Raw genomic sequence first — 24,451 nt, forward strand, 5'->3', positions numbered from 1 at the left:
TTGGCTGGTTGCCACTTCGTTACTCCACCGTACAGAGCACTATCATGGCCGTGATCCGTTCCGATCGTCCTCTCGACTGGGTTCAGGTGGCGGCGATCGCCGCCGGCGAACCGCTCGAGCTTTCCGCCGATGCCCGCTCGCGTATCCGTGCGGCACGCGTGCTTGTCGAACAGATCGTCGAGCGCGGGATTCGCGCGTATGGCGTGAATACCGGCGTCGGCGCGTTGTGCGATGTGGTCGTGTCGCCGTCCGAACAGCGCACGCTGTCGCGCAACATTCTGATGAGCCATGCGGTAGGCGTGGGCGCCCCCCTCGGTGTTGCCGAGACGCGCGCGATCATGGCGGCAGCCGTCAACAATTTTGCACACGGGCATTCCGGGATTCGCCTCGAAGTCGCGGATCGGCTGGTCGCGCTGCTCAATGCCGATTGCCTGCCGGAAGTGCCGGCGTTCGGCTCGGTGGGTTATCTGAGCCATATGGCGCATATCGCGCTTGTCTGTATCGGCGAGGGATACGTGCACTATCGCGGCGAACGCCTCAAAGGGCGTGACGCATTGCAACTGCTCGGCCTCGAACCGCTGGTGCTCGAAGCGAAGGAGGGGTTAAGCCTCGTCAACGGCACGCCGTGCGTGACGGGTCTCGCCGCATTGGCCCTGGCGCGTGCCGCCCGTCTGCTGGACTGGACCGACGTGGTCGCCGCAATGAGCTTCGAAAATCTGCGCGGTCAGCTCGTGGCTTTCGATGAAGACTCGCTGGCGCTGCGCATTTCGCCGGGCCTGAACCTGGTCGGCGAACGCATGCGTACCGCACTCGCCGATAGCGGCATTCTCGCCGCGGTGGTCGGCCAGCGCACCCAAGACCCGTTGAGCATGCGGACGATTCCGCACGTGCACGGCGCCGCCCGCGACGTGCTCACCGCGACCGCCGACGTGGTCAATCGCGAACTCGCCTCGATTACCGACAACCCGATCGTCGCTGGCACGCCGGAGGACCCACGCGTCTATTCGCAGGCGCATGCGGTGGGGGCGTCGATCGCACTGGCGATGGACAGTCTCGCCACTGCGATCGCACAAGTCGCGGCGATGGCCGAGCGGCGCCTCGACCGCCTCGTCAATCCGCTCGTGAGCGGCTTGCCGGCGTTTCTCGCGAAGCCGGGCGGCACCTGTTCCGGTTTCATGATCGCGCAGTACACGGCGGCCTCGCTGGTTGCGCAGAACCGGCGCCTCGCGATGCCCGCGAGTCTCGACGGCGGTATCACGTCCGGCCTGCAGGAAGACCACCTGTGCCATGCCACGCCCGCTGCGCTGAAAGCGCTGGAGATCGTCGACAACGCCGGACGCATTGTCGCGATCGAATTGCTGGCGGCGGCACAAGCCTACGATCTGCAAGGCGTCGATGCATCGCGCGCACCGCACACTGACGCGCTCTGGCAACGCGTACGCCGCGTCGTGCCGACCTATCGCGACGACCGGCCGCTTGCGGACGACATGACGATCGCATTTCGCATGATCGCCGATGGAATGCCGCCACCGTTGCCAAACCCGGGTAATATTCGGCCCGGGCCGGATGCTTCAGTCAGCGGCGCGGGTCTTGCCGCATTGGCGAGCGTGACAAGCGTGACTAAGGTTGCCGCCGCGGACAAGCTCGGCGCCGACCCGGCGGCCAACGATGGCCGGGCGGCTGTCCACGCGGGTTGAAGGACTCGGCTGCGGGGCCCGGTTTCCGGGCTTGATTTGATGGACTCGAATAGACGGATCCGAATTGATGGAGACAAAAGCCGGTGAACGGGCTTACCCGCCGGCAAACCGGCCGAATGCCACCCGCGTACCACCCACGAGGTCGACGTGAACACTATTACAAACACAAACGCGCAAACCGTAGACAAGCAGGACCATCCTGGCCGCACCCAGGAGACACCCGCCAAGGCCATGCCCGCCTATGAGCAGATCAAGCGCTATGTGATCAGGCGCATCAGCGAGGGCGACTGGAAGCCGGGCGGCCTGATCCCATCGGAAACGGAGCTGGTCAAGGAATTCGGCGTCGCGCGCATGACGGTGTCGCGCGCACTGCGCGAACTCACCACCGAACGTGTGCTGACGCGCGTGCAAGGTTCCGGCACGTTCGTCGCGCCACAGCGCTACGAATCGACGGTGCTGGAAATCCGCAATATCGCCGACGAAATCGCCGCGCGCGGCCATCGCCATTCAGCGCGTGTATTGACGCTCGAACCCAGCGACGATCCGCACGCGCTCGAAGCGCTCGGCCTCGCCAGCGGCCCGGCGTTTCATTCGTGCATCGTGCACAGCGAAGAGGGTGAGCCGATTCAGTACGAAGATCGCTACGTCAATCCGAAGGTGTTCCCCGACTACCTGCAACAGGACTTCACCGTCGAGACGCCGAATCACTACATGGTTCGGCTCGCGCCGATCCAGCGCGCGGAGTTTCGCATCTATGCGCAGAAGCCCGACGCGTATGTGCGGCGGCATCTGACGATGGATATCGGCGAGCCCTGCTTGCAGCTATGGCGCCGCACATGGGTGGGTGACGATGTGGCGACGTCGGTGCAGCTCTGGCATCCGGCATCGCGTTTCCATCTGGCGGGCAACGTGTGAGCGGCAAGACGAGGGCGAGGGCGCGGCGTTCGCACCGCTAGCCGCTTGCCGCTAGCCCTGGCGCTGCGACAGATCCGGCGTGAACCGGCAACCCAGACGGTACCGCGAGCCCGGATGCACGAAGCGCGCGAACGTGACCGCAACGCCGCTCGTCCATGTGCGGCGCATCAGCGTCAGGCATGGCTCGTCGGCGCGAATTTCCAGCAACTCGGCTTCGGCGCGCGTCGGCAGGCCCGCGTCGACGATATGCTCGACGTCGTGTGCCGGGACGGTCTGGAACAGATACTCGGACGGCTTCGTCGCGGAGAAATCCTGCTTCAGGAAATCGGGTGCCGTTGCCGGATTGACGTAACGGTCTTCGAGCTGCACCGGCAAACCATTCTCGCGATGCACGCAAATCACATGAAATACGGAAGCGCCAGGCGCGAGCCCTAACGCGTTCGATACCGTCACCGGCGCGGTTTCGCGTTGCGACAGGAGCGTGTCGTAGCTGTATTCGTGACCGCGCGAGCGGATCTCGTCGCCGATATGGGCGATCATCAACAGCGTCGATTGCGGCTTGGTTTGCGCGACGAAGGTGCCGACGCCGGACACGCGGGTGACGAGGCCTTCGTCGGCGAGTTCGCGCAGCGCGCGGTTCGCCGTCATGCGCGACACGCCAAGTGCCGCGACCAGGTCCTGCTCGGACGGCAGACGGTCGCCCGCTTGCCGCGCGCCCGATTCGATGATCTGGCGGATATGGTTTTTGACCTGTTCGTAGCGGGCGGCCGGTGCGTCGGTCGACACGCGCGCGGTTTTCATCGCGGCTCTACATCGTCAGGACCGCGCGCCCAGAACGCATTGCGGTCGAAATAGTTTTGCAGGAACTGCCGCAAACGCGGCTGCCCCGCATCGTGAAAGACTTCGCGCGGCTTGCCTTGCACGGCGATGCGCCCCTGGTCGATGAACATGACCTTGTCGGCGACCTGCGCGGCAAAGCCCATTTCGTGCGTGACCACGGCCATCGTCATGCCGTCGCGCGCAAGCTGCTTCATCACCTGCAACACTTCGCCGACCAGCTCGGGATCGAGCGCCGAGGTCGGCTCGTCGAACAGCATGATGTGCGGCTCCATTGCCAGCGCGCGCGCAATGGCCACGCGCTGCTGCTGGCCGCCCGAGAGTTTCGACGGGTAGGCATCGCCCTTATGCGCGAGGCCGACTGTTTCCAGCATCGCATTGGCGCGGCGGCGCGCTTCGTCACGCGACAGATGGCGCACGCGCAACAAGGCTTCCATCACATTGCCGAGCGCCGTCATGTGCGGCCACAGATTGAATTGCTGAAACACCATGCCGACGTTGCGCCGCACGCGATTGATCTCGCCTTGCGACGCTCGCACGCGTTTTCCATTGCGCTCGCTATAGCCGAGCAGTTCGCCTTCGATGCGCACGTCGCCCTGATCGTAGGTTTCGAGCGCGGCGAGGCAGCGCAGCAGCGTGCTCTTGCCCGAACCCGACGGGCCGATGATGCAGACCACTTCGGAGCGGGCGATCTCGAGATCGACGCCGCGCAGCACTTCGACTTCGCCGAAGCGTTTCTTCAGGTCGCGCACTTCGATCAGTGGCGCGCCGGCCGGCGTCTCGAAGGCAGCGGTGGACGCGGAGGAGGGCATGTCGGCGATGGCGTTCATAGAGTGGTCCAGATTCCGTTCAAGCCATGAAGCGCGCGATGCGGGTTTCGGCCCACATGCCCACGCGCGAGGTCAGTTCGACCAGCGCGAGATAGCACACGCACAGCACCAGCAGCGTTTCGACGAAAGCGAAGGTGGCCGAGCCGATGCCGGTCAGCACGAACGTGAGTTCGGGGACGGTGACGATCGACAGCACGGCGGTTTCCTTGCTCAGCACGATAATCAGATTGGTCAGCGCGGGCACGATCAGCACCAGCATTTGCGGCACCTGAATGCGCAGGACGGCTTGCCAGCGGGTCAGTCCGAGACAGGATGCCGCTTCGAGATGGCCCGGCGGCACCGATTGAAAGCCCGAGCGGAATGCTTCCGCGAAATACGCGCTGCCGTAGAGGCCTAAGCCGAGCACGCCGGCCGTCATCGGTTCGAGTGTGAGGCCGAAGGACGGGCCGCCGTAGTACAGCAAAAATAGTTGCACCAGAAACGGCGTGCCGCGAAACAGTTCGATATAGAAGCGCAATGCGCCGCGCACCCAGCGTCCGCAAAAGAGCTGCAGCACCGCGATCAGAAAACCGATCAGGATGCCGATCGCCACGCCCGCGGTCCAGGTGCCGAGCGTGGTCGCGAGACCGGCGGCGATCGGCTGCAGATTGTGCGTGATGACGGTGGGGTCGAGCTTTTGCATGGCTTATCCGATCTCAAGCTCAGCGGCGCTCAGGCGTGCTGTAAACGGTATTCGGCGGCGTGTGCGGCGAGCGCCAGGCTCCCGCAGATCACGAAGTAAATCAGCCCGGCGGCGAGGTAGGCTTCAAGCGGCCGATAGGTGCTGGCCGCAATGTTCTGCGCGGTGCGCGTCAATTCGGCTACCCCCACCACCGAGATCAGCGACGAAGCCTTGATCAGCAACACCATTTCATTGACGAGCGAGGGCAGTGTCAAGCGAAACGCCTGCGGCACCAGAATGCGCCGCAGCATATCGAACGGTGAAAGCCCGAGCATGCGCGCGGCTTCGATATGACCCGGCGGAATGCTGAGGAAACCGCCGCGCAGAATTTCGGCGATATAGGAAGCGGAACACAGCGACACGGCGCTGATTGCCGCGACGATGGGCGATACATTGATCCCGGCGAACGGCAGCAGGTAGTACACCAGCAGCAGTTGCACCAGCATCGGCACGCCGCGAAAAAAGAACACGTAAGCGCCGCCGAACATGCGCGCGGCGCGCTTCGGCGAGAGGCGCGCCGCACACACGCCGATCGCGACGAAGAAACCGATCAGCAGACCGGTCAGCGAAATGCCGACGGTGGCGAGCGCCGCATGCAGCAGCAGCGGCAACCCCTGGACGAAGACGGTCGTGCTGAACATAAACGTCGCACTCGCTAGATCAGTGCATCAATAGTTCGGCGTCGGCATCGTTGTCGGCGCATCCATCGCGACACCGAACCACTTTTTCTGCAAGGCCGCGAGGCGCCCGTCGTTGTGCATTTTCACGAGCGCCGCGTTGAAGGCATCGGCGAGCGGCTTGCTATCCGCGTCTTTACGCAGGCAGTAAGCAAAGTACACTTTCGCGCCGAACGGCGGCTGCACGACAGCGAAGGTTTCGGGGCGTTGTTTGGCGACGTACGCGATGTTGGTCATCGAGTTCGCGACCGCCGCGATTCGGCCGGCAGCGAGGTCGGCGTAGGCCTGATTGTTGTCGACGTATTCGCGGATTTCGGGCGGCTTCGGCAAGGTGGCGACGTACGTCTTCAACTGGTCGAGCTGGGCCGAGCCCTTGCCCGCGCCGACAGTCTTGCCGGCGATATCCGACGATTGCTTGACGGAGGCGTCGTTGGCGCGCTTGAGCAGCGCGTCGGTGGCGTCCGCGATCGGCAGGGTGTACGTGTAGCGTTCCATGCGCGCCTTGGTGACCGTCAGCGGGCCGCCCACCATATCGAACTTGCCGGCTTCGAGACCGGGCAGCACGCTCGGCCACGGCAAGTCGATGAAGCGCACCTTCACGCCCATTTCCTTGCCGACCTCGGCGAACAGATCCTTATTGAAGCCCGCTTGCTGGCCGTTTTCAAGGAAGTCGAAGGGCGCGAACTGCATCTCGGTGCCGACCACCAGTTCGCCGGCTTTCTTCACTTTGGCGAGCTGGTCTTCCGCGTGGGCGGTGACGCTTGCCGCGCACAACGCCAGCATGACCAAACGACACTTCCAGCCTGCAAGGATGCTCATGGGATTCTCCGGTTTGGCAAATGCGGTGTCGCGCGAAAGCGGTTCGTCAGCGGGCCTTGCGCGAGTCATGCGAGGCAGTATATACCGCAGTTTCGGTGCGAAATAAATAAACGCGCGAGTAGAGAAAAGCCCTTATGTGAGGCCCCGAGAAGCAACTTGCGGGTGCGCTTTTGGCGGTATATACAACGAGGATGCACGAAGCGCGCGAGCGTGCCGTGAGTGATTCGCAAGCCTCGATTTTAAAGCTCATTCCTCAGTTGAATTGGCCGGCCTTTCAGGGAGCAGCGCAATGCCCGTGACCCGCATTCCGATCATCGATCTCGCCGGCGTTCGCGCGGGCGACCCGCAGGCTTTGACGCGCGTGGCGCACGAAATCCGCGAAGCGTGTACGACGATCGGCTTCTTCTACATCGTCAATCACGGCGTGCCGCAAACGGCAATCGATTCCGCCGAGCAGGCGGCGCGCACGTTCTTTGCGTTTCCGGTCGAGACGAAGCGGCGCGCGGCGGTCAATCAGCGGCATCGAGGTTTCAACGCGCTCGGCGACGCCACCATGTATCAGGCGAAGCGCCCCGACTACAAGGAGTTCTTCAGCATCGGCCTCGAGTTGCCGGAGGACGATCCCGATGTGCGAGCGGGCCAGGCGCTGCGTGGACCGAACAACTGGCCGGATTTCATGCCAGAGCTGCGGCCCGCGCTTTACGGTTATTACGAAGCGGTGGCCGCATGCGGCGCCGATCTGCTGAGGGCGGTGGCGGTGAGTCTCGGTGTCGGCGAGCATTTCTTCGCGCCGCGCTATACGAAGCGGATGCAGCGCACGCAGATGGTCTACTATCCGCCGCAGCCGCCCCTGTCGGACGCGGATCAGTTCGGCGTCGCGCCGCATACCGACTACGGTTGCATTACCTTGCTGTGGCAGGATCAGGTGGGCGGCCTGCAGGTGCGTGAGATCGCCAACGATACGTGGGTCGATGCGCCGCCGGTCGAAGGCAGCTTCGTGGTGAACGTAGGCGACCTGCTGGCACGCTGGACCAATGACCGCTTCCGCTCTACCTTGCATCGCGTGATCAATGCATCGGGGCGCGAGCGCTATTCGATCGCGACGTTTTATGATCCCACTTACGGCGCGATGGTCGATCCGCGCGAGCTTGGCACGAGCGAGGCCGACCTCAAGTACCAACCGGTCGCCGCGGGTGACTACATCCTCGGGCGGATCAACGATTCGATGGGTTATCGGAAGAAGGCCGCAGTTGAAGGAACGCAAGGGACCACTGCATGACAGATAACAGGTTGGCAAACGGCGTGGCGAGCCGTGCAGGTAGCAGCGCAGGCAGTAACGCAGGCAGCAACGCAATCCACAGCGCCGCGCCGCTTTCCGCAACGCTCGATGCGCTGCGTGCCGCGCTCGGTGCCGACGCGGTGCGCGTCGGCGAGCAGATCGGCGAACGCGCGATGACCGACTGGACCCGCCACGATCCGACGCGGCCCGCCGCGCTGCTGTTGCCGCGGAGCACGGAAGAAGTCTCGCGCGCGCTGGCGATTTGCCATGCAGCGCATCAAGCGGTGGTGCCGCAGGGCGGCATGACCGGCCTCGCAGGCGCCGCGATTGCGCGCGCGACCGATATCGCGCTGTCGCTCGAACGGCTCACCGGCGTTGAAGAGATCGATACCGCCTCGGCCACGCTAACCGTGCGCGCCGGCACCACCTTGCAAAGCGCGCAGGAAGCCGCCGCCGAAGCCGGCTTCGAACTCGCCCTCGATCTCGGCGCACGCGGCTCGTGCCAGATCGGCGGCAATCTGGCGACCAACGCGGGTGGCAATCGCGTGATCCAGTCGGGCACCGCGCGCGACCAGGTGCTCGGCCTCGAAGTCGTGCTCGCCAACGGCGACGTGCTGACTTCGCTCGGCAAGATGGTCAAGAACAATACGGGCTACGATCTGAAACACTGGTTCATCGGTTCGGAAGGCACGCTCGGCGTGATCACGCGCGCGGTGCTGCGGCTTCATCCGCCACGCGCGGCGCGCCATACGGCGCTCGTCGCACTTGACGGTTACGATGCCGCCGTGAACCTGCTGCGCCGCCTGTCGAGGCGCTTTGGCAACGACATTGGCGCGTTCGAGATCATGTGGGCGGATTTCTACGAATTCGGCGTGAAGCTGACGGGCACGCGTTCGCCGTTCGCCGACTCGCACCCGCTCTATGCACTGATCGAACACGCGAGCTTCGACGCAAGCGACGACGGCGAACGCTTCTCCGCCGCGCTGACCGAAGCGCTCGACTCAGAAGCGATCCGCGACGCCGTGATCGCGCAATCGGTGGCCGACGTGCGGGCGTTATGGGCGATTCGAGAATGCACCGCCGAGTTTCCGGTGCGGCTGGATGCGATCAACTTCGACGTGAGCTTGCCCATCGGCGAGATCGGCGCTTTCGTCGAACGTTGCCGCGCGGCGCTCGATCAGCGCTGGCCGGGCAACGCGTCGTATTTCTTCGGCCATATCGGCGATTCGAATCTGCATGTCACCGTCGACGGTCATTCGATTCCCGGCGTCGATCACCACGCGGTTTATGCGTTCGTCTACGAGATGCTTGGGCCCTTGCACGGTTCGGTGTCGGCGGAGCACGGGATCGGTTTGCTCAAGCGCGAGTTCTTGCCGATCTCGCGCTCGCCAGCTGAATTGGCGGCCATGGCCGCCATCAAGCATGCGCTGGACCCGCACGGCATTCTGAATCCGGGCAAGCTCTTTTGAGCGCGGCGGCAATGCCGACTAGCATCAGCGGCGCCGACACGATGAACATCGTGCCGGCGATTTGCCAGAAATGCGTTTTTCAGCAGCGATCGGGCGAGCGTGCCTCAATGCGCATTCAGATACCGCGCAATCACCGGATAGACATCCACCGCCGCGTTCTTGCCGAAGATACAGTCGATATGCCCGTAGCCGGGAATCAGATGCCGCTCATACGGCTGCTCGGGGAAGTGCTTGACCAGCATGTCGTACGTGAGTTCGGTGCTCTTCGGCAGATAGGTTTCGTTTTTCTCGCCGTGGATGAAGCCGATCGGCAGGCGCATGCCCTCCAGACCTTTCATGCCGTCCCTACCCGTCAGGTAAACGTCTTTGCCTTTGGCATCGACAACCTTGCCCGCTCGTACCATGGCGGCCAGATGCTTGAACACCTCGACGTCGTGCACGCCGAGCAACTCCTGCAGATTCGAGTGAAGCGTCTCGTTCAACTGTTCATGTTCGTAGAGCAGGCCGTAAAGAAAGGTCGCCCGGTGGCAGATCGGGCTGCCGCAACCCTGTTGGTGATTGAGCGGGTAGAGCCGCAATGCTTCATCGAGCAGGTTCTGGGGCCATGACCTGTGTTCCGTAAAAGCGGTCAGGTCGAGCACGCCGAGATGCTCCATGATGTCCGGGACGTGCAACCCGCATTTGATCTTTTCCAGCGTGCCCGGCACCGGATGCGCCGAGACCTGCGATATGACCGCCGAGCGCACGCCCTCGAGCCCGAAGAGCAGCGACATGGTCAACGCCAACCCACCCATGCAGTGGCCCAGTACCTGAATGTCCGGCAGCCCGGTCAACTCCCGCACTTTGGCGACCGCGGCCGGAATGTCCTCGCGAGCGACCTTGTCGACATTGGTCGGCACCAGCACGCTCGGCATTTCGATGCTGACGCGCAGATCGACGAGCCACACGTCGTAGCCGGCCGCACAGAGATACTCCACCAGGTTGGTCCCGATCAGATCGGTGGAATAGATCCGGCTCGACACGCCGGAGCCGTGGATCAGCAGCACCGGACGCAGTGGTTTGCTGGTCGGCCCGGCGTAGCGCGTGAGTCGAAGCGTGGTCCCGTCGGGCGTGTCGAAGAAGGCCACTTGCCGCGCGGGTGTGCGCAGCGCGCGCTTCGGGCGCGGCGGCAGCTTCGGATCATAAAACTGCAAGGGCGCAGCCACGCCGCCGTATTCGGCGAACAGCACACCCGCAAAAAACTTGCCGAACTTCAGGGTCCATTCAAGGCGCGTTTTCAGATCGGGTGTGTTAGTGACTTCAAGCGTGCGTTGCTGCTTGAGGAAATTCTCGGGCGTGATGACCAGCGTTGCTTGACCGATCGCCGGCGCGTCCGCTTGCAGCGACTCGCGGATTTCGGCATAGAGCGTGTTGGTCTGTTCCCATAGATTGACCGGCGACGTACGCGTGATGATCTTCTGTCCGCTCAGGTAGTACGTCTTGTCTTCGGTGGAATTGAGCGTCATGCGGTAATTCATGTTGCGCTCGTCCACGTCCGACTCATCGACCACGAACAGGTTGAAGGTGCCGTCAGTGATCGTCATGGCTTGCGCGGAGAGCGCGGGGCAAGTCAGCGTGCCGGTGGTGTGGGCCAGATGTTGCGGATTGCTCAGCATATCGGCCAGGTTGTCCGATTCTACGGTCAGCGTGAATTCGATCGGACTGGTGGCGGCAACGCCCGCGACGGCCGGGGTATAGGTGCCGATCATCGTTTCGGTGAAGCGCAGGCCGATCTGTTGGGGCGCCGGTGCAGCGGCGGTGCCCTTGGCCAGATAGTCGATGTTCCAGCCTCGCGCGTTGGCGAGCAACGCGCAATTGCGTTCCGCTAGCGCCGAAATCGTCAGCAGCGGATTGACGCCGAGCGACATCGGCATGACTGCGCCATCCATTACGTACAGGCCTTCGTGCACCGCAGGTCCTGTCGTGCCGCTGAAAACCCGGCCCTGATGGTCGACGACGCCGCGCTCCGCGTCCTCGCCCATCCCGCAGCCGCCGAGCGGATGCACGGTGACGGTGCGGTTCTTGAGCATTTTGGTCGAAATCGGGTTGCGCACGTATTTGCCGCCGAGTGGCGCCTGCGCTTTTTCTAGCGTTTCTTCGACGGTTTGGAAGATCGACTGCTTGCCGGCGTTCGGCCAGTCGATGCGCGGCCTGCCTTTGTCATTCACGCTAATCTGGCCGTTTTCGTCGTCATGCGCCATCACCAGGTAGGTTTGCGTGTGGTTGAGGGCGCCGTAATAGGGCCCGCGCAGGAAGCTTTCGATCACGCGCGCGTCGTAACCGAGTGGTTCACCAGCGGCGCGCGGGGCGGGAATGTCGACGCCTTCGAGCGGCGCGGCGCCGCCGAGCAGGGCGACCATCGCGGCGCCGACCGGCCCGGCGAGCGAGCCCTCTTCGATCACGAAGCCGTCTTTCACGTTGGGGGTGTTGCGGTGGTCGATGATGCCGGTAATGGTCGGCCCGACCGGCGGGATCTCGCCTTGCTTGTGCGCACCCCAGCCGACGCAGTTGATCACCTCCTCGGTGTTGTACGCGAAGGCCAGGACGTCGCCGTTCCCGGTGAAGTGTTTGCCGAGCATGTCCGAAACGGTGAGCCCCTCCTGGCGCGAGCGCAGCAGCAGAGCGGTCGAACCGATCGTGCCAGCCGACACGATAACGATATCGGCGCTCACGAACAAATCGGGCGCCTGATAACTCTCGCGGCCCAGCTTGACCTCCTGAAAGCGCACGATCCACTTTTGCGTGGCTGTGTCGCGCAACACCGAATGCACCGCTGCGCCCGTGAAAATATCTGCGCCGTGCGAGACCGCGTCGGGCAGATAGTTCATGTGCGTCGAATTTTTGGCATCGTAATTGCAGCCTGAGTTGCAATCGCCGCAACCGACGCAGGCCTTCTGCTCGACGCCCGCGGCGTTGATGCGGTCCTCGAAGGTGACGGTGACCGGCGGGGGGTAAAAGCGATCCGCCATCTCGAGCGCCTGCGCGGATTGTTTGAGCGCCTGCAGTTTCGGCAGCTGCGAAAAATCGCCGGACACCGGCGACGGCTGCAGCATGGCGCGGGCAAGGTCGTAGCCCTTGTCGCGTCCGGCCTTGTCGGCGCGTAACGCCTCGGGCCAGCGGTCGTCGTCCCACAACCGCGGTTCGGCTTCGAGCGCGACGTTCGCGTTGATCAGCGACGTGCCGCCCAGTCCGCAGCCCACCACCGCATTCACGTCTTTATTCAGGTGTACTTCGAGCAGCGCGAGCGGCGAGCCGACTTGCGCGAGGGCGGTGTTGTATTGCACCTGCGCGGCGCCTTCGATCGGCGTGCGCGGAAAATCGCCGGCCATAAATTCGCGCCCACGTTCCAGCACGCACACGCTTCTGCCGGCCCGCGCCATACGGCTCGCGGCAATCGCACCGCCATAACCCGAACCCACCACCACTACATCGTAATGCGGCTGCATTGCTGTCAGGGCGCTCGATAAGCGGTTCATGAGGACCACCTCGTCAGAAAGGGGATGCCGGGTAGGGGAACCCGGACTTCGGAGGGAAGACGGCGTACGGCTGCGGCTTTTTTATCGTAGGTGGTGCGCGATGACAAAAAAAGGCGCATCGTACGTGGCGCGTGGCGCGTGGCGCGTGGCGCGTGGCGCGTGGCGCCTGCGTGAAGTGTGCTCGATTTGCGGGCAGGAGAAAAGAGCGGCCGGCGGCCCACGCGAGTCTGCCAATGCGATATTAGGCGGCCGCTTCATTCATTTCGCTGGCGCTCGATTCGGCAGCGAGCAGATTCAACGCGAGCAGAATCGCCGCGCGGTTGTCGATGTCGATCTCGATGCCGAGCACGTCGCTCAGCCAGCGGCCGATCTTGGTATTGGAAAATTCGTCAGCCCCGGCCGTCTTTTTCATGGTGACGCCAAGTTTGACGGCGCGATAGTGATACGAGGGCACACGATGCTGAGCCGCGACTGCCGACAGGCCGCCTTTTTCTTCCGAGCACCAGCCGAGACTGCCGGCCAGCACGATGCGCTCCGGCTCGTCGAGGCTGTCGATAAAGGCGCGCGCCGCGAGCCGCACGCGTTGCTCGTCCAGACCGTATTGCAGCAACACGCTGTCGACAGGGTCTTCCAGCGCGTGTGCGTGCAGATCGATTTCCTGCGCCATGCCTTCGTTTTCCATCGACACATTGCGTTGATGGCCGGCGCTGCGCAGGCAGTCGATCAGGTAACGGCGAAAATACGCGCACAATGCGTAGCCGTTGGACGGCGCGCTGTCGGCGCAGGCATGAGTCTCCGTGTGGCCGGGCGCAAGGCGCAGCACTTTCGAGTAAATGAATTGCGCGACCAGTTCTTCCTTGTCCTCGCCGAGCGCCTGCAATTCAAGCGGGTGATAGGTGCGCAACGCCCGCTTGACCAGATCGACCATCGACACCATTTCGTCGGCGGACAGCTGGGTACGCCGGCGCCACAGGTCGGGCAGGATCGCATCGTCGAGATTGCGGACGAACGCGTGGCTCGGAACTGCGCCCATGAAAACCTCCATAAGGGGAAAGGCCGGGAGCGCGGGGAGCCTCGACTGCAGGCAAAGAAGGGGGTGTTGGAGCTGTTAAGCCGCGCTGGAATGTGAACTCAGTATGGTTTCCGGCGACGGCTTCGACTATATGGATTAAGTGGTAGCTGATGGGTAAACTGCCGGGTAAACCGTCCGGTCGACAGCTTTGCATGGGACCGGAGTAAGCGCTATGGGACCAGAGTAAGCGCTGAAGCGCTAACTCTGGTCGACACGCTAACTCCGGTCGACAAAGGAGACCGCATGATGCGGGCCGCCCCGATCCAGCGCGCAATCGATGAAGACCTGGTGCGCGTGCTGTACGCGCAAGATCCGATCGCCTTCTTTTCGCACTGGTTCTCGATCGCGGTGCTGGTGGCGATTTACTGGCCGAACGTCCCGTCGCCGCGGCTCTTCATTGCGTGCTTCGGGTTCTATGCGGTGGCCAATTGCGGCGGCCTTGCGCTATGGGTCTGCAATCGCCGCTACCCGCACCTCGTCACGCCGCGCAGCTGGATCAACCTGCATGCGGTGCGCGGCGTGCTGCTGTATAGCGCGCCGGGGTTGGCCGTGTGGTTCGCGTTCCAGAGCCCGCAAACCGATTTGCCGCTGCTGCACACAGTGATGCTCGTCACGCTGGCGGCTGGCGTGTTCATGTCGAACGGCTTCGATCTGCTGAACTTTTCGACCGCGATTCCGTTTCTGCTGTTTCCCACCATCGTGCTGCATTTCGGCACGCATACGTTCGACCGCACGATTCTCGCGATCGTCCTTGCATTCTTCTTCTGCGCGATCAACGTGTATGCGCTGAGCTATCGCAAGCTGTTCCAGCAGGTCGTGCAGGCGCGTGTCGATCAGCAGTACCTGGCGGAGTCGCTGGCGGCGCAAAAGCGGGTCGCCGAAGAGGCCAGTCTCACCAAAACGCGCTTTTTTGCCGCCGCGAGCCACGATTTGCGTCAGCCGCTGCATGCGATCGGCCTGCTGGCGGCTTCGCTCAACGACACGGCGGCGACGCCCGTGCAGCTTGCGAAGACGGCCCAGCACATCGTTTATAACGTCGAGGCGTTGAACCAGCTGTTCAACCAGGTGCTCGATCTCGCCAGGCTCGAAAGCGGCGTGACTCAGGTGATCCGCTTGCATTTCCGGCTGTCGGAGCTGTTCGAGCGGGTCGGCAGCCAGTACCGCCCGCAAGCCGCGGCCAAGGGCCTGGCGTTGCGGATCGCGCCAACCTCGGTGGTCTTGCATGACGATCCGGTGCTGCTCGAACGCGTGCTGAGCAACCTGCTCTCGAACGCGGTGCGCTATACCGAGGAAGGCGCGATCTGGGTAGGCTATCGCCGCGCCGGGCGTCGTTCGGGCGGCTATATCGAGGTGCGCGATTCCGGCATCGGCATTCCGGTGGAGGAGCATGAGCGCATCTTCGAAGAGTTCTATCAGGTCGCCAATCCGCAGCGCGACGCGCGCCAGGGGCACGGTTTGGGCTTGCCGACGGTGAAGCGTCTGATCGAGATGCGCGGCGGCGAGTTGCAGCTGCGCTCGGCGCCGGGCCGCGGCTCGGTGCTCCGCTTTCCGGTGCAGGCGGGCGACGCCGGCGGGATCGTCGCGAGCCTGAACGAGGCGGTGGCGGGCGGGCCGTCGGCGCAAGGGCGGCGCGTACTGTGCATCGACGATGAACCGTCGATTCTCGAAGGCCTGACGAGTCTGCTGGGACGCTGGGGTTGCATCGTGCGTGGCGCGCGCGACGAGGTCGACGCGCTGGTCGCGCTGGAAGACGGCTTCGTGCCGGATGCCGTGTTATGCGACTACCAGTTGGCGAATCACCGAACCGGCGCGCAAGCGCTGTCGGCCGTGCGCAATGTGCTCGCGCGGGCGGGGCACGAAGGCGTGGTGACCTTGCTGATCACGGGCGATATGGCGTCGGCGGAGCTGGCGGCGCTGGCCTTGCAGGGGATTCCGGTGCTGCACAAACCGGTCACGCCGGCGCGCTTGCGGCGTACCCTGGAAATGCTGTGGCAGCAGGCGGAACTGGATAAAGGACGGGCGGCATGAAGGGCGGCATGAGCGCCGCCCGTCAATCCGTTATTACAGCGTTTTCCCGCCCTCGAGCCAGCCGTTGATCACGGCGATCGCCGTGGAGCGGTTGTGCACGCCGAGCGCCCGGAAGATCACCGACAGATGGACCTTGACCGTCCCTTCCGCGACGCCCAGTTCACGCGCGATCATCTTGTTGGTCCAGCCGCGATGCACGAGCCGCATGATGTCCTGCTGTCTGGGCGACAGGTTCTCCAGCAAATGCTGCTGGTGTGGCTGCAGCGCCTGGATTTGGGCGATCGGTTCGGTGAGCGCGGCGCCGCCCTGAGCCGAGGCTTGGGCGGCGCCCTGAGCGGCAAGCTCGGGCGCCGCTTCGGCGCGCGCCGGTGCGGCTTGCGTCTCACGCGAGCCCAGCAGGCTGAGCGCTTCCATCGGCACATAGGCGCCGCCTGACAGAACCAGTTCGATCGCCTTGAGCATGACGCTGGCAGGCTGCCGCTTGGGCACGAAGCCGAGCGCGCCGGCGGCCAGCACCGCGCGCATTTCGTCAGGCGATTCTTCCGCGGAGAGCACCACGACCGGCAACGCAGGGTTCGCCTTCAACAGCGCTTCAAGCGACGAAGCGCCGCTCATGCCCGGCATATGCAGATCCACGATGGCGAGGTCGTGGTCGGCGTCGGGCCGCGCGGCGGCGGCGAGTGTTTCCCAGCTATCGGCTTCGTCGAATTGCGCGTCGGGATCGAGGCCGCGCAGCAGCCCTTTGACGCCTTGCCGGATCAGTTCATGGTCGTCGGCCACAAGAAACTTCATGATGTCTCCGCGAGTCGGGCCTGCGCGTTGTGGACTACCGCCGCCGTGCTGCTGGCTTTACTTCCCGTTTTACTTCTATTCTGGAATCGCGTCATTGCCGGCTACCCCGCGATCATATGCCGATCGGTGGCGCGGCGCGCCTTCCGGTTTGCCGCATAAGTGACTATCTGTTTGTATGATCGCCGGCTGCTTTGCTGCACCAGCATTATGCGTAAGGTAGGTCTCCCGCGCATAGGTTCCAGCATGTTACGAAGACGAGCCGCACACCGCAATTTTTGAAGCCGTCCACGCAGGAATCCGAAGGTTATGCGCACCAGATGAAATCACGCACATGCGCGATTCATTTGACTGCAAATAACGTCGCATTCATCAGAAGCTTGAACGCGAAACCGAGCGACATCGCCGAGGCCACGCCGAAGCACCACAGCGCGACGAACCACAGCCAGCCGGGCAGCCGGCGCACTGGCGTTCGAGACGCGCTGCGGGCGGCGTTGGCGCCCGCGTCCTTAGTGATAGTGATGTTGGTCGTCATGACGCACCTTGCCACGAAATACCCAATAACCCATCGTCGTATAGGCGATGATGACCGGCAGAATCACCGCTGCGCCGACTAGCGTGAACATCTGGCTCGAGCGCGGCGCGGCGGCTTCCCAGAGCGTCATGCTCGACGGAATCGCATACGGCCACAGGCTCACTAGCAGCCCGGCGTAACCGAGCAGCACCAACAGGAGCGCCAGCACGAACGGCGTGTTGTGATGCCGCGCACGCACCGCGCGGTGCATGAAGAATGCGCACACCGCCACGAGGAATGGCACCGGCAGCAGACGGTAGAACAGGTTGTCGTGGAACCAGCGTTGCGCGATATTCGGATCTTGCAGCGGCGTCCACAGGCTGACCATTGCGATGAACCCGAGCAGCATGAGCGTCAGCGGCCACACCACGCGATGCAGGCGGCGTTGCAGATCGCCTTCGGTCTTCGCGACCAGCCAGCAGCAGCCGAGCAGCGCATAGGTGATAACCAGACCGAGGCCTGTCAGCAGACTGAACGGCGTAAGCCAGCCGAAGGCGTCGCCCGCATAGCCGCCGTCGATCACCGGAATGCCTTGCAGGAACGCGCCCAGCACGATGCCCTGAAAGAACGTCGCGCCCGCCGAGCCGCCGATGAACGCCAGATCCCACAGATGTTTCGTGCGTGTGGCCTTGGCGCGAATCTCGAACGACACGCCGCGGAAAATCAGGCACACGAGCATGAAGATCAGCGGCAGATACAGCGCGGACAGCACGGTCGAGTAGACCACCGGAAACACGGCGAACAGCGCGGCGCCACCCAGCACCAGCCAGGTTTCGTTACCGTCCCACACGGGCGCGACGGTGTTCATCATCAGGTCGCGTTCTTTCTCATCGGGGAAGAACGGGAAGACGATGCCGATGCCCAGATCGAAGCCGTCGAGCACCACGTACATGAATAGGCCCAGCGCGATGATCGCGGCCCACGCTACGGTTACGTCCATTTTCTTTCTCGCAGGCAGAGAGGTTAGGCGGCGTCGATCATATGATCGACGGCGGACAGCGGGCGGCGCGCGGTCTGATTCGGCGTGTGTTCAGGCACACCGTGCGGCGTTCGTCCCGGCAATGCCGGACCCGAGCGCATCAGCTTGAGCATGTAGTAGATGCCAGTGCCGAACACGAGGAAGTACACGGCCACAAACGTCATTAGCGAAATGCCGACCTGCTGCGTGGTGAGCGGCGACACCGCCTGCGAGGTGCGCATCACGCCGTACACCACCCACGGCTGACGGCCTGCTTCAGTGGTGACCCAGCCCGCCAGCAACGTGATAAAGCCAGTCGGGCCCATTGCCACGGCGACGCGCTGGAACCACTTCGCTTCGAACAGGCGTTCGCGGCGGCGCAGCGCCCATGCGGCGATAGACATCAGGATCATCAGCACGCCGAGCCCGGCCATGATGCGGAAGCTCCAGAACACCACCGTCGAGTTCGGCCGGTCTTGCGGCGGGAATTCCTTCAGGCCGCGAATTTCGCCGTCCCAGCTATGCGTGAGGATCAGGCTGCCGAGATGCGGAATCGACACGGCATAACGCGTGGTCTCCGCTTGCATATCAGGAATGCCGAACAGATTCAGCGCGGTGCCGCCTTGCTCGGTTTCCCACAGACCTTCGATCGCGGCGATCTTGGCCGGCTGATACTTGCGCGTGTTCAGACCGTGCTGATCGCCGACGAACGCCTGAATCGGCGTGAGGATCAAGAGCAGCCAGAGCGCCATCGAGAACATCTTCTTGACGGCAGGATCGCGCCGGCCGCGCAGCAGATGCCATGCGCCCACCGCGGACACCACCAGCCCCGCAACGATGAATGCCGCCAGCGCCATATGCGCGAGCCGGTACGGGAACGACGGATTGAAAATGATCTTGAACCAGTCGAGCGGCACGACATGGCCGTTTACGACTTCGAACCCTTGCGGCGTTTGCATCCAGCTATTGGACGCGAGAATCCAGAAGGTCGAGATCAGCGTGCCGATCGCCACCATCAGCGTCGCGCCGAAGTGGGCGCGGGGACTTACGCGCTGCCAGCCGAACAGCATGATGCCGAGGAAACCCGCTTCGAGGAAGAACGCGGTCATGACCTCATACATGAGAAGCGGTCCGGTGATCGGCCCGGCGAAACTGGAGAAGCCCGACCAGTTGGTGCCGAACTGATAGCTCATCACGACGCCGGACACGACGCCCATACCGAAGGCGACCGCGAAGATCTTCGACCAGAACAGGCAAAGATCTTTGTAGTACGCCTTGCCGGTTTTCAGCCAGCGCCATTCGAGTACGGCGATGAAGCTGGCGAGGCCAATGCTGAGCGCCGGAAAAACAATGTGAAACGAAACGGTGAACGCAAACTGAATGCGGGCGAGATCGAATGCCGAAATTGCGGAGTTCATGAGCGTGAAGGTCGTGATGCCCGCGAGGGCGGACTACGCGCGTCGACCGTTGTCGGTGCGCACTGCGCTGGGCAGATGTCGCAAGAGTAGGGGAAGGGACGGCTTTTTGCTGCGACGCGACGTGCGTCAAAAAACCACGTTGTTTCGCGCGGATTTCCGTTTTTGAGACGGCAAATGCTTGATAGGTATCAAGTTTTCTTTATTGCGTGCTTAGGTGTGTTTCTCGCGGTCGGCGCGAAACTGCGGCAATAGACCGCGCTGCAACAACGCGGTAGCCGACCTGCCGAACGCATACAGAAAATTCAGAAGACCCATGCAGCCGAATGGATGCGTGTGAAGCAGGCGATCAAGGCGCAGGAACAGCAGGAACAGCAGGAACAGCAGGAAGCGCAGGAAGCGCAGGAAGCGCAGGAAGCGCAGGAAGCGCAGGAATGAGCGACGCGAACGCTCAGCGCTACGGGCACGCGGGCTACGCGATCGAGATAAACAGTTGCTTGCCGCACGCGGCCGCGTATCTGCGCAACGTGTCGATAGAAGGCGAGTGCTGCCCCGAAGCAAGCGCCCGTTCGAGCCGGGTGATAGCGGGCGCTTTCGTGCCCATGCGCTCCGCGACTTGCGCCTGCGTCAAGCCGGCTTCACGCCGCGCGGCGAGCATCTGATCGAGCAGCGCGAATTCTTCACGGTTCAGCCGCTCGTATTCGGCGCGTACTTCGGGATCGGCGAGCGCCCGTTCGCGCATTGCCTTATACGTTGCCATTTCTGATCTCCAGCAGTCTTTTGCGCGCCACGTCCAGCTCGTTAGGCGGCGTTTGTTGTGACTTCTTCACGAAACTGTGAAGCATGACGATTTTGCGTTCCACGATCGTGCAGTAGAACACTCTGGCGATACCCTCCGCGCCTTTGAGGCGCATCTCGAACAGGCCGCCACCCATTGATGCAGTGTGCGGCTCGCCGAGATTCGGGCCGTATTCCTCCATGCGATCGGCCAGCGCGATAAAGCGCGCGAGCAGCGTTTTCGGCAATGAGGCAACGTTCACTTTGACCTTTTCGTTGTAGAAGTCGATCGTAAATGCCATTGGAATCCATAATAACAAATATGTTACTTTTGCGCAAGCGGGCGACCTTGCCAGTTGTTGCTGTAAATCGGCAAAAACCGGGGGGGCGTTGCCTGGCAGGGGATCGAGCGACGGGAAGAGGGCGAAGGCAGGACCGCGATGAGCGGTTACGACGGCGTTGGCGCAACTAGCGGTTCGGCTGGGTTGAGTCGTGCAGGACGCGATTGCGGGCGCTCGGCGAGGTGGCTGGATAACGCATTGCTCACGTCCTTATTCGCACGTCTTGTTATACGATGTCGCATAAATAGAATTGTCGCAGGCGGTTGTCTATAAAAGGCAATTCTCCTGACAGATAGCGAAAATGCGGGTAAATGCCGGGTTGAAATGCGCCTTCCTATCTACGATAGTACGTTATCGTACAACTTCCGGGCGTTCCCGGTTCACTGCCGCCACGGCTCGACTCCCTGCCGTCCCCCGGCTCCCATCGCGCGCGGCGCTGTAAAGGAACCTTATGAAAAAGATTGCCCTGAGTGGGGCCGGTGGCCAGCTCGGCTCGGTAGTGCGCGCGGCGTTGATCGCGCGCGGGATCCCCGTACGTTCGGCCGCGGGCTCGAGAGCCCTGGCGCCGCTGGTGGACGGCGAGGACGTGATGCATGGCGATCTGCGCGATCCTGCCGTCGTCGATCGCCTGCTGGAGGGTGTCGACGTGCTGATTCACTTCGCCGGCACGAGCGTGGAGCGCCCGCTGCCGGAGATCATCGACAACAACCTGCGCGCGCTGGTCGAGGTATACGAAGGCGCGCGCCGGCAAGGGGTTCGGCGCGTGGTGTTCGCCAGCTCCAACCACGCGATCGGCATGTATCCGGTCACCGACCCTCTCGGTCTCGACTGCGCGCCGCGCCCGGACGGTTTCTACGGCCTGAGCAAGGTGTGGGGCGAAGCGCTCGCGCGCATGTATTGGGACAAGCACGGTATCGAGAGTATTTGCGTGCGCATCGGCAGTTGCCTCGAGCGGCCGACCGAGCAGCGGCACCTGAGCACCTGGTTCGGTCATCGCGACCTGATGCATTTCCTTGACTGCTGTGTCGAGGCAGAGGACGTCGGGTTCATCACCGTGTGGGGCGTCTCGGCCAACACACGGAGCTGGTGGGACAACAGCGGCGCCGAGCGTTTGGGTTATCGGCCGACGCAGGACGCCGAGGTCTATGCCGGGGAAATACTTGCGCTGCCGAATCCGCTCGACGCCTTGGGTCAGCGTTACCAGGGCGGCAGCTTCGTCGGCATCGATTACTCACGCGACGACACCGCCAGCCAGCCGTTCTGATTGGTTAAGGAATACGAGGAGACACAGTCATGAAAATCAAGGGCATCCGCTGGTGGATGGTCAGCCTGATCGCGGCCGGGCTCATCATCAATTACCTCGCGCGCAATACGCTGTCAGTGGCGGCGCCGACGCTGATGAAGGACCTCAACATCACGACCGCGCAGTATTCGCACGTGGTGGTGGCATGGCAACTTTGCTATGCATTCATGCAGCCGGTCGCGGGCTACGTGCTCGACACCGTCGGCACCAAGATCGGCTTTGCGGCGTTCGCGATTGCCTGGTCGCTGGCCTGCGCCGCGGCGGCATGGTCGACAGGCTGGCGCAGCCTGGCGTTCTTCCGCGGCGTGCTCGGTATCGCCGAAGCGGCGGGCATCCCGGCCGGCGTCAAGGCGACGAGCGAGTGGTTCCCGGCCAAGGAGCGTTCCGTTGCGATCGGCTGGTTCAATATCGGCTCGTCCATCGGCGCGCTGTTGGCGCCGCCGCTGGTCGTTTGGGCGTTGTTGCACGGTCAATGGCAATGGGCGTTCCTGATCGTCGGCGTGGCGGGGATTGTCTGGAGCGTGCTGTGGATGCTGCTTTACAAGCACCCGCAGAAACAGAAGCTGCTGAGCGACGCCGAGCGCGATTACATCCTCAGCGGACAGGAGGCGAAGCACAGCGAAGCCGGCGCGGTCAAGCGCAGCTGGATTGCCATGCTCGGCAGCCGCGACTTCTGGGCAATCGGCATTCCCCGGATTCTTTCCGAGCCGGCCTGGCAGACCTTCAACGCATGGATCCCGCTGTACATGATGACCGAGCGGCACATGAACCTGAAGGAAGTCGCGCTGTACGCGTGGATGCCTTTTCTGGCCGCGGATATCGGCTGTGTGCTCGGCGGCTACCTCAGCCCGCTGTTTCATAAATACGCGAAGGTCTCGCTGTTCACGTCGCGCAAGATGGTCTTTGTCGTTGGCGCGCTCTGCATGATCGGGCCAGCCTGCGTCGGGCTGGTGGCGAGTCCTTACGCGGCTGTGGCGCTGCTGTGCGTCGGCGGCTTTGCCCACCAGACCCTGTCGGGTGCGCTGTACGCAATCACCTCCGACATGTTCGGCAAGAACGAAGTCGCTACCGCCACCGGCATGGGCGGCATGGCGGGCTACCTGGGCGCGGCGGCGTTTACGGCGCTGTTCGGCGTGCTGGTCACGCAGATCGGATACAGCCCGTTGTTCGTGGTGCTGGCGGTGTTCGACATCATCGCGGCTGCTGTGGTGTGCCTGCTCGCCCGAAGCAGCGACAAGCTGCCCGAGCCGCGCTGGGTGCCGGCGAGTGCTGTGATCAAGTGAGCTATCGCGGGTAACGGTTAGGGCCGGCCGCGAAGCGCGCCGGGTAAATGAAAATGGCGGCGTCCTCGGACGCCGCCATTTTTCTTTCCTTCCCGCTTAACGTTTATCGACGACCATCGTGTTGTAAGTCGTTGAACCGATGATCACGTTATTCAACGTGGTTGCATTGACGTCGTGCGCATCGATCGGCGCCTGGAGCCGGACCTGCTGGCTTAGGTGGTTTGCTGGCCGATTTCGTGATTGGCGAGTATTTCGAGTGCGCGCACCATGGCGGAGTGATCCCATGCCTTGCCGCCATGCGCCACGCAGGCGTTGAAGAGTTGCTGGCAGGTGGCGGTATTCGGCAAGGAGACGCCGAGCGCCTGGGCCGTCGAGAGCGCGAGATTCAGATCCTTCTGGTGAAGCTCGATGCGAAAACCCGGGTCGAAGGCGCGCTTTGTCATCCGTTCACCGTGCACTTCGAGAATGCGCGAGGACGCAAAGCCGCCCATCAGCGCTTCGCGCACGCGCGCCGGATCGACGCCGGCTTTGGAGGCGAGCAGCAACGCTTCGCCGACGGCCTCGATCGTCGCGGCGACGATCACCTGATTGGCCACCTTGCACACCTGGCCCGCGCCGACGGCGCCGATCAGCGTGACGTTCTTGCCCATCATGTCGAAGAGCGGCTTGACCTGCTCGAAGGTTGCTGTTTCGCCCCCCACCATGATGGTCAGCGAACCGGCCTTGGCGCCGACCTCGCCACCTGAAACCGGTGCATCCAGATAGTCCGCGCCGCGCTCGCGCACGCGGGCCGCGAAGTCGCGCGTGGCCATCGGCGAAATCGAGCTCATGTCGACCACGGTTTGTCCCGGACGCAAGGCATCGGCGAGGCCGTGTTCGCCAAACAGCACGCGTTCGACGTCCGGCGTGTCCGGCACCATGACGAAGATCACGTCGGCATGCGCGGCCACGGCGGCCGGGCTGTCACACGCGACGGCACCGGCCTGGATGAGCTCGTCGGGCACGCCGCTGCGCGTAAACGCAGCAAGGGCCACGCCGTTCTTGAGAAGGTTGGCGGCCATGGGCTTGCCCATGATGCCGAGTCCGATAAAGCCTGCTTTTTGCATGGAATTCTCCGTAGATGTCATGGCGGCCGTCTCCACTTCCGGTCCG

General features: G+C 63.2%; 21 protein-coding genes. 7 read left to right on the forward strand and 14 right to left on the reverse strand.

The genetic code is table 11. From position 1 onward, the window contains the following. The first annotated feature begins 44 nt into the window (after positions 1 to 44). Both P3T22_RS22080 and hutC (P3T22_RS22085) read left to right on the forward strand, forming a co-directional pair. On the forward strand, positions 45 to 1,697 hold the full coding sequence (locus P3T22_RS22080) for an HAL/PAL/TAL family ammonia-lyase (RefSeq protein ID WP_429326112.1): 1,653 nt from the start codon (positions 45 to 47) through the stop codon (positions 1,695 to 1,697). A 231-nt stretch (positions 1,698 to 1,928) separates the two neighbouring features. Then, the gene (hutC, locus tag P3T22_RS22085) at positions 1,929 to 2,612 is read left to right on the forward strand and encodes a histidine utilization repressor (protein WP_429326192.1); all 684 of its coding nucleotides are present in this window, start codon (positions 1,929 to 1,931) and stop codon (positions 2,610 to 2,612) included. A gap of 51 nt (positions 2,613 to 2,663) precedes the next feature. On the opposite strand, the gene hutC (P3T22_RS22090) is transcribed toward hutC (P3T22_RS22085), so the two are convergent. The 5 genes from hutC (P3T22_RS22090) to P3T22_RS22110 are packed head-to-tail and all read right to left on the reverse strand — an operon-like array spanning position 2,664 to position 6,496. Then, a complete protein-coding gene (gene hutC / locus P3T22_RS22090; RefSeq protein ID WP_063498775.1) occupies positions 2,664 to 3,413 on the reverse strand; it encodes a histidine utilization repressor in 750 nt (249 codons plus the stop codon). Beyond that, entirely contained in the window at positions 3,410 to 4,279 is an 870-nt protein-coding gene (locus P3T22_RS22095; RefSeq protein ID WP_429326113.1) for an amino acid ABC transporter ATP-binding protein, read from the reverse strand. The genes hutC (P3T22_RS22090) and P3T22_RS22095 overlap by 4 nt, the downstream gene beginning before the upstream one ends. A gap of 19 nt (positions 4,280 to 4,298) precedes the next feature. Further along, positions 4,299 to 4,961 carry an amino acid ABC transporter permease gene (locus P3T22_RS22100; protein WP_063498777.1) on the reverse strand — a complete coding sequence of 221 codons (663 nt, stop codon included), beginning with the start codon at positions 4,959 to 4,961 and terminating at the stop codon, positions 4,299 to 4,301. Positions 4,962 to 4,990: 29 nt separating this feature from the next. Continuing rightward, complete coding sequence (locus P3T22_RS22105; RefSeq protein ID WP_429326114.1) at positions 4,991 to 5,641, reverse strand: amino acid ABC transporter permease; 651 nt, start codon at positions 5,639 to 5,641, stop codon at positions 4,991 to 4,993. Between the two features lie 27 nt (positions 5,642 to 5,668). Beyond that, a complete protein-coding gene (locus tag P3T22_RS22110; RefSeq protein ID WP_063498779.1) occupies positions 5,669 to 6,496 on the reverse strand; it encodes a transporter substrate-binding domain-containing protein in 828 nt (275 codons plus the stop codon). Positions 6,497 to 6,785: 289 nt separating this feature from the next. Here P3T22_RS22110 and P3T22_RS22115 point away from each other — a divergent pair, with 289 nt between their 5' ends. Continuing rightward, entirely contained in the window at positions 6,786 to 7,775 is a 990-nt protein-coding gene (locus tag P3T22_RS22115; protein WP_429326115.1) for an isopenicillin N synthase family dioxygenase, read from the forward strand. Next, on the forward strand, positions 7,772 to 9,244 hold the full coding sequence (locus P3T22_RS22120; protein WP_429326116.1) for an FAD-binding oxidoreductase: 1,473 nt from the start codon (positions 7,772 to 7,774) through the stop codon (positions 9,242 to 9,244). Before P3T22_RS22115 ends, P3T22_RS22120 begins: the two co-directional genes overlap by 4 nt. A 104-nt stretch (positions 9,245 to 9,348) precedes the next feature. On the opposite strand, the gene P3T22_RS22125 is transcribed toward P3T22_RS22120, so the two are convergent. Both P3T22_RS22125 and P3T22_RS22130 read right to left on the reverse strand, forming a co-directional pair. After that, on the reverse strand, positions 9,349 to 12,759 hold the full coding sequence (locus tag P3T22_RS22125) for an alpha/beta fold hydrolase (protein ID WP_429326117.1): 3,411 nt from the start codon (positions 12,757 to 12,759) through the stop codon (positions 9,349 to 9,351). Positions 12,760 to 13,000: 241 nt separating this feature from the next. Further along, positions 13,001 to 13,792, reverse strand: coding sequence for a hypothetical protein (locus P3T22_RS22130; RefSeq protein WP_429326118.1), 792 nt, complete (start codon positions 13,790 to 13,792; stop codon positions 13,001 to 13,003). Between the two features lie 285 nt (positions 13,793 to 14,077). On the opposite strand from P3T22_RS22130, the gene P3T22_RS22135 reads away from it, so the two are divergent. Further along, positions 14,078 to 15,859 (forward strand): ATP-binding response regulator, encoded by a 1,782-nt coding sequence (locus tag P3T22_RS22135; RefSeq protein ID WP_429326193.1) that lies wholly within the window; start codon positions 14,078 to 14,080, stop codon positions 15,857 to 15,859. 33 nt (positions 15,860 to 15,892) lie between these two features. Here P3T22_RS22135 and P3T22_RS22140 read toward each other — a convergent pair whose 3' ends face one another. The 6 genes from P3T22_RS22140 to P3T22_RS22165 form a co-directional block, all read right to left on the reverse strand. Then, entirely contained in the window at positions 15,893 to 16,651 is a 759-nt protein-coding gene (locus P3T22_RS22140) for a response regulator transcription factor (protein WP_429326119.1), read from the reverse strand. A 340-nt stretch (positions 16,652 to 16,991) separates the two neighbouring features. Further along, a complete protein-coding gene (locus P3T22_RS22145; protein WP_429326120.1) occupies positions 16,992 to 17,183 on the reverse strand; it encodes a hypothetical protein in 192 nt (63 codons plus the stop codon). After that, the gene (cydB, locus tag P3T22_RS22150; protein WP_429326121.1) at positions 17,158 to 18,162 is read right to left on the reverse strand and encodes a cytochrome d ubiquinol oxidase subunit II; all 1,005 of its coding nucleotides are present in this window, start codon (positions 18,160 to 18,162) and stop codon (positions 17,158 to 17,160) included. Before cydB ends, P3T22_RS22145 begins: the two co-directional genes overlap by 26 nt. Positions 18,163 to 18,185: 23 nt before the next feature. Next, complete coding sequence (locus P3T22_RS22155) at positions 18,186 to 19,598, reverse strand: cytochrome ubiquinol oxidase subunit I (RefSeq protein WP_429326122.1); 1,413 nt, start codon at positions 19,596 to 19,598, stop codon at positions 18,186 to 18,188. Positions 19,599 to 20,067: 469 nt separating this feature from the next. Beyond that, positions 20,068 to 20,355, reverse strand: a complete 288-nt coding sequence (locus P3T22_RS22160; protein WP_063498788.1) for a helix-turn-helix domain-containing protein — start codon at positions 20,353 to 20,355, stop codon at positions 20,068 to 20,070. After that, entirely contained in the window at positions 20,342 to 20,674 is a 333-nt protein-coding gene (locus P3T22_RS22165) for a type II toxin-antitoxin system RelE/ParE family toxin (RefSeq protein WP_429326123.1), read from the reverse strand. Before P3T22_RS22165 ends, P3T22_RS22160 begins: the two co-directional genes overlap by 14 nt. Before the next feature lie 490 nt (positions 20,675 to 21,164). Between P3T22_RS22165 and P3T22_RS22170 the strand changes: the two genes are divergently transcribed. Together P3T22_RS22170 and P3T22_RS22175 are read left to right on the forward strand one after the other, a co-directional pair. Then, positions 21,165 to 21,977 carry an NAD-dependent epimerase/dehydratase family protein gene (locus tag P3T22_RS22170; protein ID WP_429326124.1) on the forward strand — a complete coding sequence of 271 codons (813 nt, stop codon included), beginning with the start codon at positions 21,165 to 21,167 and terminating at the stop codon, positions 21,975 to 21,977. 29 nt (positions 21,978 to 22,006) lie between these two features. Next, positions 22,007 to 23,299, forward strand: coding sequence for an MFS transporter (locus P3T22_RS22175; RefSeq protein ID WP_429326125.1), 1,293 nt, complete (start codon positions 22,007 to 22,009; stop codon positions 23,297 to 23,299). Between the two features lie 212 nt (positions 23,300 to 23,511). Here the strand turns inward: P3T22_RS22175 and P3T22_RS22180 are convergent, their stop codons facing one another. Then, positions 23,512 to 24,405, reverse strand: a complete 894-nt coding sequence (locus P3T22_RS22180; RefSeq protein WP_429326126.1) for a 2-hydroxy-3-oxopropionate reductase — start codon at positions 24,403 to 24,405, stop codon at positions 23,512 to 23,514. Positions 24,406 to 24,451: the final 46 nt, after the last annotated feature.

Source organism: Paraburkholderia sp. GAS348, from assembly GCF_050434205.1.
Taxonomy (GTDB): Bacteria; Pseudomonadota; Gammaproteobacteria; order Burkholderiales; family Burkholderiaceae; genus Paraburkholderia.

Bases quoted from the DNA above. Each gene is read 5' to 3' on its own strand.
- P3T22_RS22110 (WP_063498779.1), bottom strand. From the start codon at position 6,496: ATGAGCATCCTTGCAGGCTGGAAGTGTCGTTTGGTCATGCTGGCGTTG.
- hutC (WP_063498775.1), bottom strand. From the start codon at position 3,413: ATGAAAACCGCGCGCGTGTCGACCGACGCACCGGCCGCCCGCTACGAA.
- P3T22_RS22105 (WP_429326114.1), bottom strand. From the start codon at position 5,641: ATGTTCAGCACGACCGTCTTCGTCCAGGGGTTGCCGCTGCTGCTGCAT.
- P3T22_RS22180 (WP_429326126.1), bottom strand. From the start codon at position 24,405: ATGCAAAAAGCAGGCTTTATCGGACTCGGCATCATGGGCAAGCCCATG.
- P3T22_RS22165 (WP_429326123.1), bottom strand. From the start codon at position 20,674: ATGGCATTTACGATCGACTTCTACAACGAAAAGGTCAAAGTGAACGTT.
- P3T22_RS22100 (WP_063498777.1), bottom strand. From the start codon at position 4,961: ATGCAAAAGCTCGACCCCACCGTCATCACGCACAATCTGCAGCCGATC.
- P3T22_RS22155 (WP_429326122.1), bottom strand. From the start codon at position 19,598: ATGAACTCCGCAATTTCGGCATTCGATCTCGCCCGCATTCAGTTTGCG.
- P3T22_RS22170 (WP_429326124.1), top strand. From the start codon at position 21,165: ATGAAAAAGATTGCCCTGAGTGGGGCCGGTGGCCAGCTCGGCTCGGTA.
- P3T22_RS22135 (WP_429326193.1), top strand. From the start codon at position 14,078: ATGCGGGCCGCCCCGATCCAGCGCGCAATCGATGAAGACCTGGTGCGC.
- P3T22_RS22115 (WP_429326115.1), top strand. From the start codon at position 6,786: ATGCCCGTGACCCGCATTCCGATCATCGATCTCGCCGGCGTTCGCGCG.
- P3T22_RS22175 (WP_429326125.1), top strand. From the start codon at position 22,007: ATGAAAATCAAGGGCATCCGCTGGTGGATGGTCAGCCTGATCGCGGCC.
- P3T22_RS22130 (WP_429326118.1), bottom strand. From the start codon at position 13,792: ATGGGCGCAGTTCCGAGCCACGCGTTCGTCCGCAATCTCGACGATGCG.
- P3T22_RS22080 (WP_429326112.1), top strand. From the start codon at position 45: ATGGCCGTGATCCGTTCCGATCGTCCTCTCGACTGGGTTCAGGTGGCG.
- P3T22_RS22120 (WP_429326116.1), top strand. From the start codon at position 7,772: ATGACAGATAACAGGTTGGCAAACGGCGTGGCGAGCCGTGCAGGTAGC.
- P3T22_RS22095 (WP_429326113.1), bottom strand. From the start codon at position 4,279: ATGAACGCCATCGCCGACATGCCCTCCTCCGCGTCCACCGCTGCCTTC.
- hutC (WP_429326192.1), top strand. From the start codon at position 1,929: ATGCCCGCCTATGAGCAGATCAAGCGCTATGTGATCAGGCGCATCAGC.
- P3T22_RS22125 (WP_429326117.1), bottom strand. From the start codon at position 12,759: ATGAACCGCTTATCGAGCGCCCTGACAGCAATGCAGCCGCATTACGAT.
- cydB (WP_429326121.1), bottom strand. From the start codon at position 18,162: ATGGACGTAACCGTAGCGTGGGCCGCGATCATCGCGCTGGGCCTATTC.
- P3T22_RS22145 (WP_429326120.1), bottom strand. From the start codon at position 17,183: ATGACGACCAACATCACTATCACTAAGGACGCGGGCGCCAACGCCGCC.
- P3T22_RS22140 (WP_429326119.1), bottom strand. From the start codon at position 16,651: ATGAAGTTTCTTGTGGCCGACGACCATGAACTGATCCGGCAAGGCGTC.
- P3T22_RS22160 (WP_063498788.1), bottom strand. From the start codon at position 20,355: ATGGCAACGTATAAGGCAATGCGCGAACGGGCGCTCGCCGATCCCGAA.